The organism is Pseudalkalibacillus sp. SCS-8 (assembly GCF_040126055.1).
Lineage (GTDB): Bacteria > Bacillota > Bacilli > Bacillales > Fictibacillaceae > Pseudalkalibacillus > Pseudalkalibacillus nanhaiensis.
The window spans coordinates 1,039,147-1,054,883 of sequence record NZ_CP143541.1; the positions used below are offsets into that span (position 1 = coordinate 1,039,147).

16 protein-coding genes are annotated in these 15,737 nt (G+C 41.1%); 13 read left to right on the forward strand and 3 right to left on the reverse strand.

The features are described from left to right. The first annotated feature begins 169 nt into the window (after window positions 1-169). The 9 genes from V1497_RS05350 to V1497_RS05390 all read left to right on the forward strand — a co-directional run bounded on the left by V1497_RS05350 (window position 170) and on the right by V1497_RS05390 (window position 8,704). Window positions 170-1,270, forward strand: coding sequence for a hypothetical protein (locus tag V1497_RS05350; protein ID WP_349409942.1), 1,101 nt, complete (start codon window positions 170-172; stop codon window positions 1,268-1,270). A 67-nt stretch (window positions 1,271-1,337) separates the two neighbouring features. Then, window positions 1,338-2,138: an aminoglycoside adenylyltransferase domain-containing protein gene (locus V1497_RS05355; RefSeq protein WP_349409943.1), complete on the forward strand. Its 801-nt coding sequence runs from the start codon at window positions 1,338-1,340 to the stop codon at window positions 2,136-2,138. 179 nt (window positions 2,139-2,317) lie between these two features. Further along, window positions 2,318-3,958, forward strand: a complete 1,641-nt coding sequence (locus V1497_RS05360; RefSeq protein ID WP_349409944.1) for an AAA family ATPase — start codon at window positions 2,318-2,320, stop codon at window positions 3,956-3,958. Between the two features lie 29 nt (window positions 3,959-3,987). Then, window positions 3,988-4,437, forward strand: a complete 450-nt coding sequence (locus V1497_RS05365) for a hypothetical protein (protein ID WP_349409945.1) — start codon at window positions 3,988-3,990, stop codon at window positions 4,435-4,437. Between the two features lie 18 nt (window positions 4,438-4,455). Then, window positions 4,456-4,671: a DUF2997 domain-containing protein gene (locus V1497_RS05370; RefSeq protein WP_349409946.1), complete on the forward strand. Its 216-nt coding sequence runs from the start codon at window positions 4,456-4,458 to the stop codon at window positions 4,669-4,671. Next, entirely contained in the window at window positions 4,672-5,376 is a 705-nt protein-coding gene (locus V1497_RS05375; protein WP_349409947.1) for a helix-hairpin-helix domain-containing protein, read from the forward strand. It begins immediately after the preceding gene. Further along, entirely contained in the window at window positions 5,376-6,017 is a 642-nt protein-coding gene (locus V1497_RS05380; protein ID WP_349409948.1) for a 4Fe-4S single cluster domain-containing protein, read from the forward strand. Before V1497_RS05375 ends, V1497_RS05380 begins: the two co-directional genes overlap by 1 nt. 348 nt (window positions 6,018-6,365) lie before the next feature. Beyond that, window positions 6,366-6,875: a VOC family protein gene (locus V1497_RS05385; RefSeq protein WP_349409949.1), complete on the forward strand. Its 510-nt coding sequence runs from the start codon at window positions 6,366-6,368 to the stop codon at window positions 6,873-6,875. 116 nt (window positions 6,876-6,991) lie between these two features. Then, window positions 6,992-8,704: a S41 family peptidase gene (locus V1497_RS05390; RefSeq protein WP_349409950.1), complete on the forward strand. Its 1,713-nt coding sequence runs from the start codon at window positions 6,992-6,994 to the stop codon at window positions 8,702-8,704. Between the two features lie 33 nt (window positions 8,705-8,737). Here the strand turns inward: V1497_RS05390 and V1497_RS05395 are convergent, their stop codons facing one another. The 3 genes from V1497_RS05395 to guaC all read right to left on the reverse strand — a co-directional run bounded on the left by V1497_RS05395 (window position 8,738) and on the right by guaC (window position 12,386). Then, on the reverse strand, window positions 8,738-9,937 hold the full coding sequence (locus V1497_RS05395) for a winged helix-turn-helix domain-containing protein (protein ID WP_349409951.1): 1,200 nt from the start codon (window positions 9,935-9,937) through the stop codon (window positions 8,738-8,740). Window positions 9,938-10,033: 96 nt separating this feature from the next. After that, on the reverse strand, window positions 10,034-11,287 hold the full coding sequence (locus tag V1497_RS05400; protein ID WP_349409952.1) for an oligoribonuclease: 1,254 nt from the start codon (window positions 11,285-11,287) through the stop codon (window positions 10,034-10,036). A 115-nt stretch (window positions 11,288-11,402) separates the two neighbouring features. Next, window positions 11,403-12,386 (reverse strand): GMP reductase, encoded by a 984-nt coding sequence (gene guaC / locus V1497_RS05405; protein ID WP_349409953.1) that lies wholly within the window; start codon window positions 12,384-12,386, stop codon window positions 11,403-11,405. Between the two features lie 225 nt (window positions 12,387-12,611). Between guaC and V1497_RS05410 the strand changes: the two genes are divergently transcribed. The 4 genes from V1497_RS05410 to V1497_RS05425 all read left to right on the forward strand — a co-directional run bounded on the left by V1497_RS05410 (window position 12,612) and on the right by V1497_RS05425 (window position 15,727). Beyond that, window positions 12,612-13,316 (forward strand): MBL fold metallo-hydrolase, encoded by a 705-nt coding sequence (locus V1497_RS05410; protein WP_349409954.1) that lies wholly within the window; start codon window positions 12,612-12,614, stop codon window positions 13,314-13,316. Between the two features lie 151 nt (window positions 13,317-13,467). Next, window positions 13,468-14,340 (forward strand): phosphorothioated DNA-binding restriction endonuclease, encoded by an 873-nt coding sequence (locus V1497_RS05415; protein WP_349409955.1) that lies wholly within the window; start codon window positions 13,468-13,470, stop codon window positions 14,338-14,340. Window positions 14,341-14,421: 81 nt separating this feature from the next. Next, window positions 14,422-14,619 carry a hypothetical protein gene (locus tag V1497_RS05420; protein ID WP_349409956.1) on the forward strand — a complete coding sequence of 66 codons (198 nt, stop codon included), beginning with the start codon at window positions 14,422-14,424 and terminating at the stop codon, window positions 14,617-14,619. 211 nt (window positions 14,620-14,830) lie between these two features. Continuing rightward, window positions 14,831-15,727 carry a hypothetical protein gene (locus V1497_RS05425; RefSeq protein WP_349409957.1) on the forward strand — a complete coding sequence of 299 codons (897 nt, stop codon included), beginning with the start codon at window positions 14,831-14,833 and terminating at the stop codon, window positions 15,725-15,727. The last annotated feature ends 10 nt before the right edge of the window (window positions 15,728-15,737 follow it).

Here is a 15,737-nt window from a genome sequence, read left to right on the forward strand (position 1 = left end):
CTTTTACTTCATAGTTCAATTAAAGGGGAAAAAGATTATACTTACCGAGTGAAATAAATTTTGTTGGGGAATTTCACCAATTAAATTAACATGGACTCATAAAGGTCATCCTTTACTCTACCTTACATCTCAATCAGAATACATTAGTATTGAAAGGGTTATAACGATCATGAACATTTTGGATGCTTTTAATGTTTTTTATAGGGAAGATACAATCTCAGATTTTTTAATTAATTGTTTCCAAGATACCAACGACTTTTTAGTTAGATTCCTAAGTGAAGCTGATATTTTAGTAGATGAACAAACAGTCTTTCAAGTGGATACAAGAGTAGGATTAGGTGAAAATATCGGAACGCCGGATATTGTTATTCGTGCGCTTTCTAATAACGAATTGAAGTTTATAATTGTAGAAAATAAGATGGGTGCAGCAGAGGGACACGAACAAACAATTCGATACGAATCTATAGAAGCAAAATTTCAGATAGCCCAGAAGTATAATGTATCCATAGAAAATATTGAATTTCATTATATTTTTTTAGCATTAGATACGACAGCTAGACCCCAAAATTCACAATTTATATTTTTAAATTATGATATTTTTTTACGAGGGGAATGGCCCTTACAACAAAAAACGCTGAAGTACATTTTTGAAGATTTTAAAAACAAACTGCAACATTTCTATGAGCCGATAAATAATCCATATGAAAGTCTTGAGTCAGACTTGGACCTAGATGGAATGCAGCTTAAGATATGCTGGCAGAAAGTCTTATTTGATGCTTTTTCCTCGAATGAACATTTGGTTTTAGATTGGGGAGAAGCTGGTGGAGCCGGTCGTAATAACTTCATATTCCTAATTACAAAACAAAATTGGACTAGTGAGCGATCTTTTCGAGAAGCTGGACTTAGGCAGACATTTAATGTTCATGTAGACACCTATATAAACATGTTAGATAGATCTAAAGGTGTTAAGGAGATTGGTGTGCGATTTGAGTCTTTTCCTTATGAACCACACAGTAAAATCAAAAATTCACCTGATTATGATACGTTTTTAGAAAATAAAAACATTTTTGGCGAGAAATTATTTAAATGTGCACAAAAACGAGGTGTTATCTCTAAAAAAAGAAATACCAAACTACTCGTAATGACTGTTCAAATTGAAGGAGCAACAATTCAGGAAAAAGTACATCATATCAAAAGACAATTTGAAGCAATCGAACACTGTATAGATTCAGTCATAAGTGAAATGAAAGCAGATCATTTAATAGATTAATATTCCTTACTATAAAAAATGAGGGGAAGTAACAACATTAGATTTTTGATGGAAGGAGGTTTATTACATGAAATACGATTGGAATGATTCTCCTTCAAATATAAGGGATTTTGTTTTCAACTTAATCAGTAAGATTAAACAAATTATCGATGGTAATTACATTGGATTTTATCTTCACGGCTCCTTAGCAATGGGAGGATTCAATCCAGATAGAAGTGATCTTGATGTAATTGTGGCCACAAATGAACAAATTTCAATTGAGAACAAAAGGAAATTAGCAAAATTATTTATATCATATTCAAATAATCCTTTTCCAATCGAAATTAGTTTCTTGAATAAAGAACAGTTAGATAATTGGAAACATCCTTCTCTTTTTGATTTTCACTTTAGTGAATATTGGAGGGAAAGGTATGAGAAGGACTTATCAAAGGGTCAATGGTCTTATATTAACGAATATATTGGAACTGACCCTGATTTAGCTGCACACCTTTACATACTTAACTACCGTGGGATTTGTATTGATGGAAGACCTATCGCCGAAATTTTCCCTACTATATCGCAAACCGACTACATCTCATCAATCAAGGGAGATTATCGGGAGTGTTTAGTCAATTTAGAAGATGATCCAATATATTGCTCGTTAAATATGTTGAGAGTATTTATGTACATTAAATCAGGGATCGTTGCATCAAAGCAAGAAGCAGGTGAATGGGGAATATCAACATTACCAGAAGAACTAAGCAGCACTATTCAAAAAGTATTGGTCGGTTACCGAAGTGAAGAGACTTCTTATAATTTTGACTCAGAAGAACTCCTAACATTTAAAAATTACATCCATCGGAATTTAGAGGAGTTATTGGAAGTATAGATTATTTGAACTTGCTACATTGATTAGCATAGTTTTACAACTCCCTAGACATGCCTAAAGCTTAACTAGTAAGCTTACCAGGCATGGATTTTTTTTACAGTTTTCTATATAATACGAGTAATAGATTCCGAGTTCGACATTTTTACATAATAGATTGCTATACATAGGAGGGCTAGAGGATGCAGCAAAGGAATGAACGGGGAAGGTTGATGGCGAATCTGTTCAAGGCTCGCTTCCCTTTTCTTTATATTTCCACGTGGGAAGAGGACCGTGCGCTTTCGCTCATTAAATCGATTGCGTCAAATGGAGCACTGATCAAGACGACACGAAAAGTGATGACGTGGAAGGTGACGACTGGCATTTCTGGAGACAAAAATGCAGGCGCGGATACGAAATCTGCATTGAAGGCATTGGAGTACATTGAAAAGTATCAGGATCCTGCCATCTTCGTCCTGCAGGATTTCCATATCTTTTTCGGAGGGGACAATCGTCAGCCGGATCATCAGATCATCCGGAAGCTGAGAGATATCGCGCTGAGCTTGAAGAAAAGCCCGAATCCGAAAAATGTCGTGTTTCTTTCACCGGTCCTGCACCTGCCTCATGACCTTGAAAAGGACGTGACGATCTTTGACTTTGATCTGCCGAACTTTGACGAAATTAAACGCAGCCTGGATGATCTGATCTATGTCAATGAACAGAGCGGACGAATTGGTTTTCATCTGAATGAAGAAGAGAAAGAGAAGCTGGTAAAGGCCGCGATGGGATTGACGCTATCGGAGGCGGAGAATGCATTCGCACGTGCCATGGTCGAAGACGGTAAGCTATCGGTCGACGATGTGGACGTTATTTTACAGGAAAAAGAACAGATCATTAAGAAGACCGGCATTCTTGAATTCGTGAACAATCAGCTGAACATGGAGGATATCGGAGGCCTTGAAAACTTGAAAAGATGGCTTCGGAAACGGAATAAATCGTGGCTTGAGTCTGCCCAGCAGTATGGGCTGCCTTCTCCAAAAGGTGTGCTCATCACGGGAGTGCCAGGCTGTGGGAAGAGTCTCATCAGTAAAGCGATCAGTGAAATGTGGCAGCTTCCATTGTTACGCCTTGATATTGGAAAAATCTTCAGCGGACTTGTCGGAAGCAGTGAAGAGAATATGAGGAAGGCAATCCAGACAGCGGAAGCAATTGCACCTTCAATCTTATGGATCGATGAGATTGAAAAAGGATTCAGCGGAACGAGCTCCACAGGAGATAGCGGCACGACCTCAAGAATTTTCGGTCATTTCCTGACATGGATGCAGGAAAAAGAAAAGCCGGTGTTTGTCATCGCGACGGCGAACAACATCTCCTCATTGCCACCGGAAATGCTCCGGAAAGGGCGATTCGATGAAATTTTCTTTGTCGATCTTCCGACGCATCGTGAACGGATTGAGATATTCAGAGTCCACTTGAATAGAAGATTGCAAGACCCATCTGTCATTGGTGAATTCCAGATTACAGAGGCCAATCTTGATTATCTCGCGAGCCTGACGGAAGGATTTGTCGGCGCTGAGCTCGAACAAGTCGTTATAAATGGTTTGTTTGAAGCTTTCTATGAAGAACGAAGTGTGAACTTACAAGACTTTGAGAAGGTATGCAAACAGTTCATTCCACTATCCGTCACCCAGGCGGAACAGATTAAGCGGATCCGCGATTGGGCGAATGTTCGTGCAGTAGCCGCAACACCACGTGAAGACCGTTCGGAATACACCGAAAACGATAAAGCGATGGAAGACGATGATGTGATGGCATCACGAGGCGGTCGTACAATCGACTTTTAACGAATGAATTAGGAAAGGTAGATGATCTGGTGAGTATCGAATTAGTGCTCTTACCTGTAGGTATCGCTGTGGCCCATTCTGTCGGTTCCCTGATTGAGAAGCATAAGGATGGGCAGGGGATGACGTATTCGATTAAAACGGTCATGAAACGTCAGCATTTATTACAGAAGGCGATCGAGCAATATGGGTGTGAAGTCCATGAAATGAATCAGCAAAACTATAAAACCCTTGTCGGCGATATCAAAATTCTCTTCCAACAAAACGAGAATGGGATTTTCGAAGCGATATTTGATGAAAGTGTGCAAGAAGAGGATGCACTGGATTTTCTAAATAACTTACATACGGAATACAGGTATTTAATTCAACAAGAAACTTATAACAAACTCTTACTGCAAGCGGGAGAACATGGGCTCGAGCTGGAATCGGAAGAGGTCCAGGAAGATCGATCCATTTTATTAACGTTCAACGTATCCCAATAGAATGGCAGGGTGAAAAATATGAACAAGAAAAAAATAAAAATCAGAATCGGTGAAGATGGTCAAATCTTTGCAGAGACAATTGGACTCAAGGGGAAAGAATGCCTGACATACATTGAGCAACTCGAAAAACTCCTTGATGCAGAGACAATTGATTCCAACTATACGGCTGAATACTATGAGACTGAAATAAATAGCACCCAACAGAACACCCAGTTGATCAGGGAGGAAGAGTAGATGGGGAAAATCACGAATAAAGGAAAAGTATGGGAGTGGAGAAATTCAATTTGGATGCTTTGGGCCCTCTTAACATTCGGATTTCTTAATTACGTCTCCTTTTACTATATTTCTTATAGGGTGCAGCAGAGGAAATGGGCGATTTCAGGGATTGTATATTCAATCATATTCATCATAGCCATTGCAACAGTGGACCTTGTACCAGAGGAGCATTGGCTGTCAGACGTTACGATAGGAGCTTATTTGCTTGGTTGGATCGTTTCTATCATTCACGTCTTCAGAGCAAGAACAGAGTATCTGATACGTTTAGAAGCAAGGCATACATATGGGCAACAAGAACTAAAGATATTGAAGACCAGAATAAAACAGGAATATACTTCGGAAGGATTTGATGGATCGTTCGAAAACTCGATGCCCCATGTTGAAGGAAACCTACAACACGACTCAGATAACACCATTGTGGTTAATTTGAACGAGGGGACAGAAGAAGAGATCGCGAATGTACCGGGAATCGGTGGTCTCTTCGCCAAAAAGGTTGTAGCTGTAAGACAACAAGAGGGCGGCTTCCGATCATTCGATCATTTTGTCCAAGCACTCTCGATCAAACCACATCTCGTAGAAAAAATCAGACCTCATGTCGTATTGCCGAGTCCTGGACGATCCGAACCTCAGCATAAACCGGCAGGTAGGATTGTGGATTACTGATGCAGCTAATCATCCATCGCTACATACCTGAAACGAAGGTGGAAGGGCCGGGCAAACGGTTTTGCCTCTGGGTGCAAGGGTGTTCGATCCGTTGTGAGGGCTGCGGGGTTCCATGGACATGGTCGAAGGAAAACGGCAATACGATCGAAGTGAGCGAGCTCTTTCATGAAATCGAAAAAAGCAAACGAAAGAATGGTATTGAAGGCGTCACCTTTCTCGGCGGAGAACCGTTCGATCAGGCGGAAGCGCTAGGAGAGCTCGCCGAAAAGGTGAAGAAGATCGGGCTGACGATCATGACATTTTCCGGCTATCATTATGAAGATTTACGAGAGCAGGAGAAATGCCAGAAACTGCTTGAATCGGCCGATCTATTGATTGATGGTCCGTTCGTAAAAGACAAACTCGATTTGAGCAGACCATGGGTCGGTTCCTCCAATCAACGGTATCACTTCCTGACGCCTGCCTATAAACACTTAGAGGATCAATTATCGAGCATCGAAAACAAGGTGGAAATCCGAATCGGAAGCGATGGACTCGTTTCCGTAAACGGCATGGCCACCCAACAAACCCTAGAAGAGCTATTCAATCGTGATGATTTCAAAGCGATCAAAGCGTCAGATGCAAAAGAAGGACCTGAGTGAACTCACTCAAGTCTTTCTTGGAATAATTATTGTTACCTAAAATAGGGAGGTACAACATGGCACATATTATAGGTACGTTGTACATATTATTCGGTACTTTATTGTTCTCATTTAATTATTTTGAGAGTTTTTATTCCAATGGATTAACCACCACAGTAAATATTGCAGTATATATCATAGGTATTTTTTATTTAATACGCTCAGCAATAAAAAATGTAAGATAACCACTATTAACATCTCTCTCTTTATAGAAACGTTTATTATGATCTTGTTGTCCAAAAAAGGCAGGAAAAGACAACCAGCTGTGTAAGTACCATTAAAAGGGAGTGAACGTGTAAAGGAGGGAAAGTGGTGAACAAGCTCCAGAAGATTTCAACGAATTTGTGGTTTGATTCTCAAGCGAAAGAAGCAGCAAACTTCTATACGTCAGTTTTTGAAAACTCCGAGATTGGAAGAATTACACGCTACGGGAAGGAAGGCTATGAAATCCACGGGAAGCCAGAGGGCACCGTGATGAACGTGGAATTCCAACTGAATGGGCAACCATTCGTCGCCTTGAATGGCGGTTCCCAAATCAAATTCAATGAATCAATCTCCTTCATCATCCATTGCGAAACCCAGGAAGAAATCGATTATTATTGGGAAAAGCTGAGTGAACGTGGAGATGAAAAGGCTCAACAGTGTGGCTGGCTGAAAGATCAGTTCGGAATTTCATGGCAGATCGTCCCGGCGGAATTACCTGAAATGCTCAATGACCCGGACCCTGAAAAAGCGAGCAGAGTCAGACAAGCCCTGCTCCAAATGAAAAAGATCGACATCGCAACGCTCAAACGGGCTTACGCAGGTGAAACCGAATAGGTATGAAGTAACGCAGTGGAACTCATAAGGGTACCACTGTGTTTTGTTTAGGGAACTTTTTCCACCTCTAACCGTAACAGTAATACTTACTCCATTTAAAAGAGGGGAGAGATCGAATGAAAAAGAGCTGTTTAATCGTTTTATGTTTCGTGTTGTTTCTAGCCTTAATAGGTTGCACGAAGCAAGATACGTTACCTTCAACCGAAGATAATCAACTTCAAAGTTTTGATGTCACAAACGAAACACTCGATCATTTATATGTATTTGGTAAAGTGTGGGGGTTTCTGAAGTACTATCATCCGAATGTTGCTGAGGGAGAATTTGATTTCGACCAGGAACTTGTAACCATTTTTCCTGAAATTATTAATGTAAAAAGTTCTACCGAAAGAGATGAAATTTTAACAGATTGGATACTTGAATTAGGAGAATTCCCAACAGAAAAAAAGAGAAATCAAGCGTCCGATATTAAAATGGAACCTGATTTAGATTGGATCTCTGATATGAACTTGGATTCCGAATTGGAAGCACAACTGCAAAAAGTAAGGAAGGGAAAGAGAACAAATAATCACCATTATGTATCCCTCGTTAGAAATATAGGCAATCCAACCTTTGAAAATGAAGAAGCCTACTTGTCCGATGATTATCCTGAGGTCGAATACCGACTGCTTTCCTTGTACCGATATTGGAATATCATTGAATATTACTTTCCTTATAAATATTTGATTGAAGAGGATTGGGACGCAGTATTAAAAGAATTTGTTCCAAAATTCATCGAAGCAGCGAATGAAAAAGAATATAAGCTTACAACCCTTGAGTTAATCACTAGAATTAATGATACCCACGCTCAAATCATATCGAAGGAACCTACTCTGAATGAGTTTTGGGGAGAAAACTACGCTCCAACCATTATTCAATTTGTTGAAAACAAACCCACTGTAACGGGATATTACAAGGATGACTTAGGGAAGGCTTCCGGTCTTGAAATGGGTGATGTTATAACGAAAATCAATGGTCAACCAATTGAAGAAATTTTGAATGAGAAATTAAAATTTATTCCCGCTTCGAATTACACAACAAAATTAAGGGACATTGCCACCAAATTATTAAGAACGACCGAATCAACCATAGACGTTCAGTACATACGAAACGGAGAAACGTTTAACACAAAATTGAAGACTTACAATCGAGAAAAGGTGGGTGCTGCCAACTTTAATTTGTCCCAACAGGATAAGGTAAGCTTTGAGCGAATTAATGATGACATTGCGTATATCTATCCAGGATCTCTGAAAAAAGGTGAAATAACCGAAACAATATCCAAACTGGACAATACGAAAGGATTGATTATTGATTTAAGGAGTTATCCGTCAGATTTTATCGTCTACACATTGGGAGAGTATCTCGTCCCAACACCGACACCTTTTGTGAAATTAACCAAAGGAAGTATAAAACAGCCTGGTTTATTTACCGAGAGCATGGAACTGAAGGTTGGGGAAAAAAACAAAAACGTCTACCACGGTAAGGTTGTGATCCTCATTAATGAACTGACTCAAAGTCAAGCTGAATTTACAGCTATGGCTTTTAGAAAAGCGCCGAATGCAACCGTGATTGGAAGTACAACGGCTGGAGCAGATGGAAATGTTTCAACATTTACTCTTCCTGGTGGGATTAAAACGTCCATTACTGGCATCGGCATTTATTATCCCGATGGAACAGAAACACAAAGAGTGGGTATTGTACCAGATATAACGGTCAAGCCAACTATTGATGGTATAAAAGAAAAGAAAGACGAAGTGCTGGAAAAAGCAATTCAATTAATAAATGAAGGATAAAAAACAAGGAGCTGGCACTCGCCAGCTCCTTGTTCAATGTATATCAGATTTCTCAACGACAAACTCACTCGCCCCGTTAAACTGCGCAAACCGCTCAAGCCCTTCTTCGATATGACGCTTCAACCGATCCGTCTCCTCGACACCAGGCTCGAGCTGCAACAACCGTACTTGCAACCGACCGGCCTTCCGGTCGACACTCGGATCCATCCGACCGATCAACCGATCCCCATACAAGATCGGCATCGCATACGGCCCGTATTTCCGCTTCGCCCGCGGCGTGTAGATCTCCCACTTGTAATCGAATCCGAAAAGATCCGAAATCCTTTCTCTTCTCCATAACAAATTATCGAGCGGAGGCAGGAAGGTGATCGCGTCATCAACAGATGCCCGCTCACCCCTGGCTGATCCGGTGAACCTTTCAAGTTCGGCCAAATCTTCAGCAAGGATGTAGTACGTCCGTTTCACGCCTTCGACATCAAGCGGAATGACGGTCCCGAGCTTCACACGACGTTCTACAGCGGCCCTCCGTTCTGCTGCGGTCATCTTTTGCCAGCCGAAACGCGAATCTCCCGGATCGAATACCCGGTAAGCCCTCAAATATTTCTCAATCAACGCTTCGCGCGCTTCCGTCTCGTCGATTGTTTTCGCTGCCTTGAGATACTCTGCCGGAATGCTTTTTTCTGTCAGGTCGAAGAATCGTTCCGTCCGTTCCCGATGCACGACCCGGATGATTCCAGCATCCATCAACAGATTCAACGCAAGCGAGGTTTCCTTCGTCTTCGGCATCTGGTTGTCCCAATACCCATGCACCCGTTTATCAGACACAAATGCACGAGATGGGAGGGGACCTTCTTTTTCCAAGCGGTCGTGTACCATTTTGACGACAGGGCCAAGATCATCCAATTGCGGCTGGACATTCGCCTGGATCCGTTTGCGCGTCGGCTCGAACAACGGATAATCCTCAACAGGAATGATACAGGCCGCATTCGCGAAGTACTCGAAAATCTTTCCATTTGAAAGGAGTTCATCCAACAGCTTCGGGTCATACCCCGGAATCCGTGCGGACAATACGAGGTGTTGATTCCGCTCCACGACCGAGACGGGATCGAGCTGGACACATTCCAACGCCCGCACCATGTCCAACACGGAACTCTCGTCTAGTCCACCTAACAGTTTTTGCTTATGTAGAAGAAATCTCCGGAGTGAGATCCGGTCGACAGGGAATGCTTTCATTGGCACAACCTCCTGAAACAACGATATTTTCCTATGATCATCATACCATTAAGAACGATCTTTCATATTGAACGAAGCAAGAAGAAAAGCGCTGATTCACTCAGCGCCTTCACCGATTTCTTCTACGATTTCCTCAAACAAAGAGGTTTCCTTGTTGGATTTTACATTCCTCATAAAATCGCGCAAAAACGCCACATAGTGCTCATCCCTTACCAACCAGGCGGAGTGGTTTCGTTTCACAAAACGCTCTGCTTCATGAAAGCTTGGGAAACTTCCTGGCAACGGTTCTCCATTCTTCTCGACGAACCAAACACCCGATTCATCCGCATAAATGAAGAATGAATCTTCATTCCGGTTTTCAAACAAACAGCCTTCTACCGTTTCCTTCAAGTTGTAACGGTTCTTGAACGCGTCCGGTCTCATCGGTTCGATCAAAAAGGCCGCCCGAGCATAAAGCTGATACGACTCTTCACTCATCGAGCATGCGGACGCTTTCGCGTGCCCGCCACCACCGAACTGTCCCGCCACTTCAGAAACATCCACATGATCATGGATTGTGCGGAAGCTGATCTTTTTCCCGCCCATGTTGAGGATTGTAATGTAATCGAGGTGAGGATACTCTGTACCCAATTCGTTTCCAAGCTCGGAGTGATATGATTCTGCATGGACGATGCCAGTGCAATGATCTCCGACAAATGTCTGGACGAGCTCACGTTTTTTTCTTCGTATATAGCGCTCAATTTTATCCTCTTCCATTTCAAGAAGCTTACGTTCAAACTCATCATATTCGAAATGCTCCGCCTCTTGAAGCCTCGGCACCATCTTCTCGACGAACTCATCAATTGACACCATGAAAAAGAGATCATTCAGCTGCTTCGCTTTGATGTTGTCATTCGCATCCCATTCCCACGTGTCGTACTGCCGAACGAGCTCAACGAATTCCTCCAATGCAGCAGAAGGCTCCAATAACCCCTTATGGACGAGATAGCCATATAAAAGGGAAGTCGCGCAAGCGAGGCGTCCATCACTATACTCGACCTTCACATAACCCCAGTCATAATCATTGAAATGGAGTGCCGTCTTATGATGATCGATCAGTTGAATACTCCCACCGTCTATAAAAAATGCATCCAGCGCTTCTTCATTCTTTTCATTAACGGAAAGATCCGTGATGAGCATATTCCATTCCTTATCCTTCTTCTCATTCAAATGCTCAAGAAACCGCTCCACCTGGTGATCCAGCCCCATCACCGAATTGTAGCGGACATCCACCTTATCACCGAACGCAATTTTCGCAACAATCCCGCATCCGACACCATCCAAATCATTATGCGTGAACAATTTGTACATAACCGTCTCCTCATGTATGTAAGTCTTAGCTGTTTTAGTTTGTTAAGAAAACGGGGAACTATTCGCACAAAAAATGAGTAAGTCACAATGGACCTGCTCATCTAAACGTATCTATTTAATACACTTTATCTCCATTAAAAATCGAGTTCTTCACGACAACATAATCGACATGTCGGAGGGCATCCAGGTTCGTGCCGCCTGCATAAGAGATAGCGGATTGAAGGTCCTGCTCCATCTCGGTCAACGTATCCTGAAGGGAACCTTTATGCTCGACATACATTTTCTTGCCCTCTACATTCTTTCGTTCGCCTTTTTGGTATTCGGAAGCGGATCCGAAATATTCTTTGACCAGCTTTCCATCTATCGTCATCGTTTCACCAGGGGATTCTTCATGACCTGCGAACAACGAACCAATCATGACCATGGAAGCACCGAAACGGATCGACTTCGCAACATCGCCATGTGTACGGATCCCGCCGTCAGCGATAATTGGTTTGATTGCCGCCTTCGCACACCAGCGAAGAGCTGCCAATTGCCAACCGCCCGTACCAAAACCGGTTTTAATTTTCGTGATACAAACCTTACCAGGTCCGATCCCGACCTTGGTCGCATCTGCTCCTGCATTCTCCAATTCTCTTACAGCTTCAGGAGTACCGACGTTCCCTGCAATCACAAACGTTCCTGGCAAATGGTATTTGATATGTTGGATCATCTCAATCACAGCAACGGAATGACCGTGGGCGATATCAATCGTGATGTATTCTGGTGATAGCTGTTCCTCTGCTAATTGGCGGATGAAACCATACTCTTCTTCTTTCACTCCGACACTGATCGAAGAAATCAAGCCACGCTCTTTCATGTTCTTGATAAAATCCATACGCTTTTCAGGCTGGAAGCGGTGCATGATATAGAAGTATTGATTTTCAGCCAGGTAAACAGCGATCTTCTCGTCGATGATCGTCTGCATATTTGCTGGAACGACAGGAAGCTTGAACGTATGCTCTCCGAGCGTCACTGTTGTATCACATTCTGAACGGCTATTTACCACACATTTTGCGGGAATTAACTGAATATCTTCATAATCAAATACATTTTCCACGATAAAACACCCCTAAACACGAATATTAATTAAATTTAATTAAATAAATGTTCGTACATAATCTAATGTAAATCATTATGAAGAAGAAGTCAAAGGAACATTTCGATAAATGTAAAATATTTCTTGACCTGAGATAGGAATAGGGGTTACATAAAGTAAAAAGGTTCAAACACACAAGAGTCGGACATCAAGGCATGACCTTTTATTTGAAAAGGGGCTAGCGTTATGGAAATCAAACAGATTTCAGAGCACATCTGGAGCTTGAAGACGTGGATGATTGTGCCATTCCACGTTTGGGTTGTAAAAGAAGAAGACGGGGTCACTCTCGTTGATGCTGGAATCGGGAAGATGGGGAAGGGGATTCTGAAGTTCATCAACGGAATGGATGCAGGACCTTTAAAACGGATCGTCCTCACGCACGGGCATCCCGATCATGTTGGCGCATTGAAGGCGATATTAAAAGAAAATGAAGTCCCCGTGTATGTACATAAAGCGGAAATCCCATATATGGAAGGAAAAAAGGCATATCCAGGCAGGAAAAAGCCGTCCGCCAATGTCACTGAACATCTCGTACAACCATTAATGGAAGACGAAGCAGGAAACCTCAACAAAATCGACAGCTTGGAACCCTATTGGACACCAGGTCACGCACCAGGCCATGTCGTCTACTATCACCCGGAAGATGGCGTCTTACTTGCAGGTGACCTGTTCACTTCGAAAAACGGAAAGCTCTACCGACCAATGCCGATGTTCACCTATGACATGGAGGAAGCGGTCCGAAGCAGCCGAATCGTAGGGGAACTGAAACCAAAACGCCTTGAAATCTGTCACGGGAAAGCGGTCCTGAATCCTGCGGATCACTTGGATCAATACATTGAGAACACATCGAATACCTATTCCATAAAGGAAGAGAATGTTTATAAAGGGTAAAAAACGGCACATGCAAAATGAATTAAATAAGAAAAATTTTTGATCTTAGGAACTTATTTGAAGGAAACCACTACAAATAGGAGAAGGTTAACAGAGTTGTCCAACATTTATTGGGCAACTCTTTTCTAAATTAAAGTTGGTGAGTAAATGAATGGACGAAAAAATATTAAAAGATAAAATAGGAAGCTTGAGTATTTGGACTAGAGGTGATCAAAGGGCACCTCATAAACCATTATTATTACTATATGCGCTTGCCAGATATCAGCAAGGTAGGACTCGGTATTTACCCTATATAGAAGTGAAAGATAAGTTGAAAAAGTTATTAATCGAGTTTGGTCCTCAACGACGTTCATATCATCCAGAACAGCCCTTTGTAAGATTAACGAAGGATGGGATATGGTCTTTAAATAAAGAGGTTGAAAGGGATAATATAAAAAATAACTACCTTATCCAAAATGAACTGGTTGGTGGGTTCAACGATGAAGTATGCCAATTGTTAAATAAGGATCCTAATCTCACAGAAGAAGTAGCTGATATAATCCTAAATGAACATTTTCCACAAAGCATCCACGAAGATATCCTATTGGCTGTGGGGCTAGAAATAGGCGTAAAGAAAAAGAAGATTAGGGATCCAATGTTTAGAAATAAAATATTAAAAGCATATGAGTATAGCTGTGCAGTTTGTGGTTTCAATGTCCGATTAGGAAACAATCTGGTTGCAATTGAAGCAGCTCACATAAAATGGTTCCAAATGGGAGGACCTGATAGTGAAGAAAACGGCATAGCATTATGTTCATTGCACCATAAGTTGTTTGATCGAGGAGTATTCACACTGACTAATGAAAGGAATTTAATCGTGGCTGAAGAGGCCCATGGAACACAAGGGTTTAATGAATGGCTAATGAGATATCACGGAAAACCAATTCGTAAACCAATCAATCCCATTTACCAACCAAAAGAAACTTTTCTGAATTGGCATGTTAGAGAAGTATTTAAAGGACCAGCACGATATCACATACAATAATTTGAATTTCTACATATTTAATAGTAGAAATAAATGATTTCTTATACTATTGTTTTAGTAGATAGATTAAGGAGGGGTTATATGACTGAAAAGACTGCAAAAGGTTATTTGGTCAAACTAGAAGGGCATGTCGTTAGCTTGAAAGGGGAGGACTCAGTTTCTCATCCAGAATTCATCACTAAGTTTACTCGATGGTTAGAGTCAGAAGGCATGGGTTACACTGGTTTTTCTGTTCAGGTAGATGAAGATGGTAACACGATAGAAGACATTGAGGGTTAATACTCAAAAATTCTTCTAATACATAAAGTACAAACACTAGCTAAAATATGAGCTAGTGTTTGTTTGTTAAGATGCGTAATAGTTATCTAAAGTTGTGTTAGTACCTTCATTACTTCGTCAAAACGAGTGAGGATAACCTAATTAATATCTATGGTTTTGTTTATAAAGGTAAACTTTAGAAAAAAGAAAAGAAGCGATTAGGGGGTAAACGGTGGATCTGGAAAAGCAAATAAAGATCTTCAGGTTTTTTGTAGCTGGAGCATTGGTGGTTAGTTTGATTGTGAATTTTACATTGTTTTCTAAATTAGGGCACGTAGAGTATCAACTTAATTCAGTCATTAATACACAACATGGCATTATGAGTGACGTAAATGATCAAACAAGTCATATCCAGAATGTATTGAACGATATAAAAGAGCAACAAAGTTGGATCAGCCCAATCAGAATGGATGTAAATTCAACTGATATTAAAGGTGGTCAAGCAGAAGCGACATTTGAATGGCAAGTAAAAGAGCTTCAAAAGGATTCTGAGGTCGTGTTTCATTATGCTGTTGGCGGGAGTGAGAATTTCACTTCGATTCCTGTAGAAAAAGCACAACAAGGGATGTTTCGAGTAAAGGTTCCTTTTGATGTTAAAGTAGAACCAAAGTGGGACGTTGGAATCGTTGATAACTCCCAACAAGAGAAATCTAAAAAAGTGCTAGAAGAGGGATATCGTCAATCTACTCTTAAGTATTATGTATCTGTATCCTATAGTGACATGATGAAAAATAGCGAGATACAGAGCGAAAATATAGGCTATTTAGGGTCAAGATATTATGGTGATTTACATGCTCATGTCTGGATAGAGGAGGAAACGTTCAACATTGAAATACTGAACCATGGCGTTCAGTCATCTCATGTGGTTGAAGAAGCATATCTTCTTAAGTATGAGGATAAGACTTTGTTAGGAAAAGAAGAAATTGAATTCGATGAATCGTACGATCCAGAGGATCCTAAGATGAGGAGGTTTCGATTGGATGGTGTAAAGCGATATGAAGACATGCGCATTGTCGTTCAGGTCGTATATAGTAATGGAGAAACCTTTGAAAAAGAAGTATATAAATAGATGAATTATA

Excerpts from the sequence above, each read along its gene's own strand:
- V1497_RS05350 (WP_349409942.1), top strand. The coding sequence starts at position 170 with ATGAACATTTTGGATGCTTTTAATGTTTTTTATAGGGAAGATACAATC.
- V1497_RS05355 (WP_349409943.1), top strand. The coding sequence starts at position 1,338 with ATGAAATACGATTGGAATGATTCTCCTTCAAATATAAGGGATTTTGTT.
- V1497_RS05360 (WP_349409944.1), top strand. The coding sequence starts at position 2,318 with ATGCAGCAAAGGAATGAACGGGGAAGGTTGATGGCGAATCTGTTCAAG.
- V1497_RS05370 (WP_349409946.1), top strand. The coding sequence starts at position 4,456 with ATGAACAAGAAAAAAATAAAAATCAGAATCGGTGAAGATGGTCAAATC.
- V1497_RS05375 (WP_349409947.1), top strand. The coding sequence starts at position 4,672 with ATGGGGAAAATCACGAATAAAGGAAAAGTATGGGAGTGGAGAAATTCA.
- V1497_RS05380 (WP_349409948.1), top strand. The coding sequence starts at position 5,376 with ATGCAGCTAATCATCCATCGCTACATACCTGAAACGAAGGTGGAAGGG.
- V1497_RS05390 (WP_349409950.1), top strand. The coding sequence starts at position 6,992 with ATGAAAAAGAGCTGTTTAATCGTTTTATGTTTCGTGTTGTTTCTAGCC.
- V1497_RS05395 (WP_349409951.1), bottom strand. The coding sequence starts at position 9,937 with ATGAAAGCATTCCCTGTCGACCGGATCTCACTCCGGAGATTTCTTCTA.
- V1497_RS05400 (WP_349409952.1), bottom strand. The coding sequence starts at position 11,287 with ATGTACAAATTGTTCACGCATAATGATTTGGATGGTGTCGGATGCGGG.
- V1497_RS05410 (WP_349409954.1), top strand. The coding sequence starts at position 12,612 with ATGGAAATCAAACAGATTTCAGAGCACATCTGGAGCTTGAAGACGTGG.
- V1497_RS05415 (WP_349409955.1), top strand. The coding sequence starts at position 13,468 with ATGGACGAAAAAATATTAAAAGATAAAATAGGAAGCTTGAGTATTTGG.
- V1497_RS05420 (WP_349409956.1), top strand. The coding sequence starts at position 14,422 with ATGACTGAAAAGACTGCAAAAGGTTATTTGGTCAAACTAGAAGGGCAT.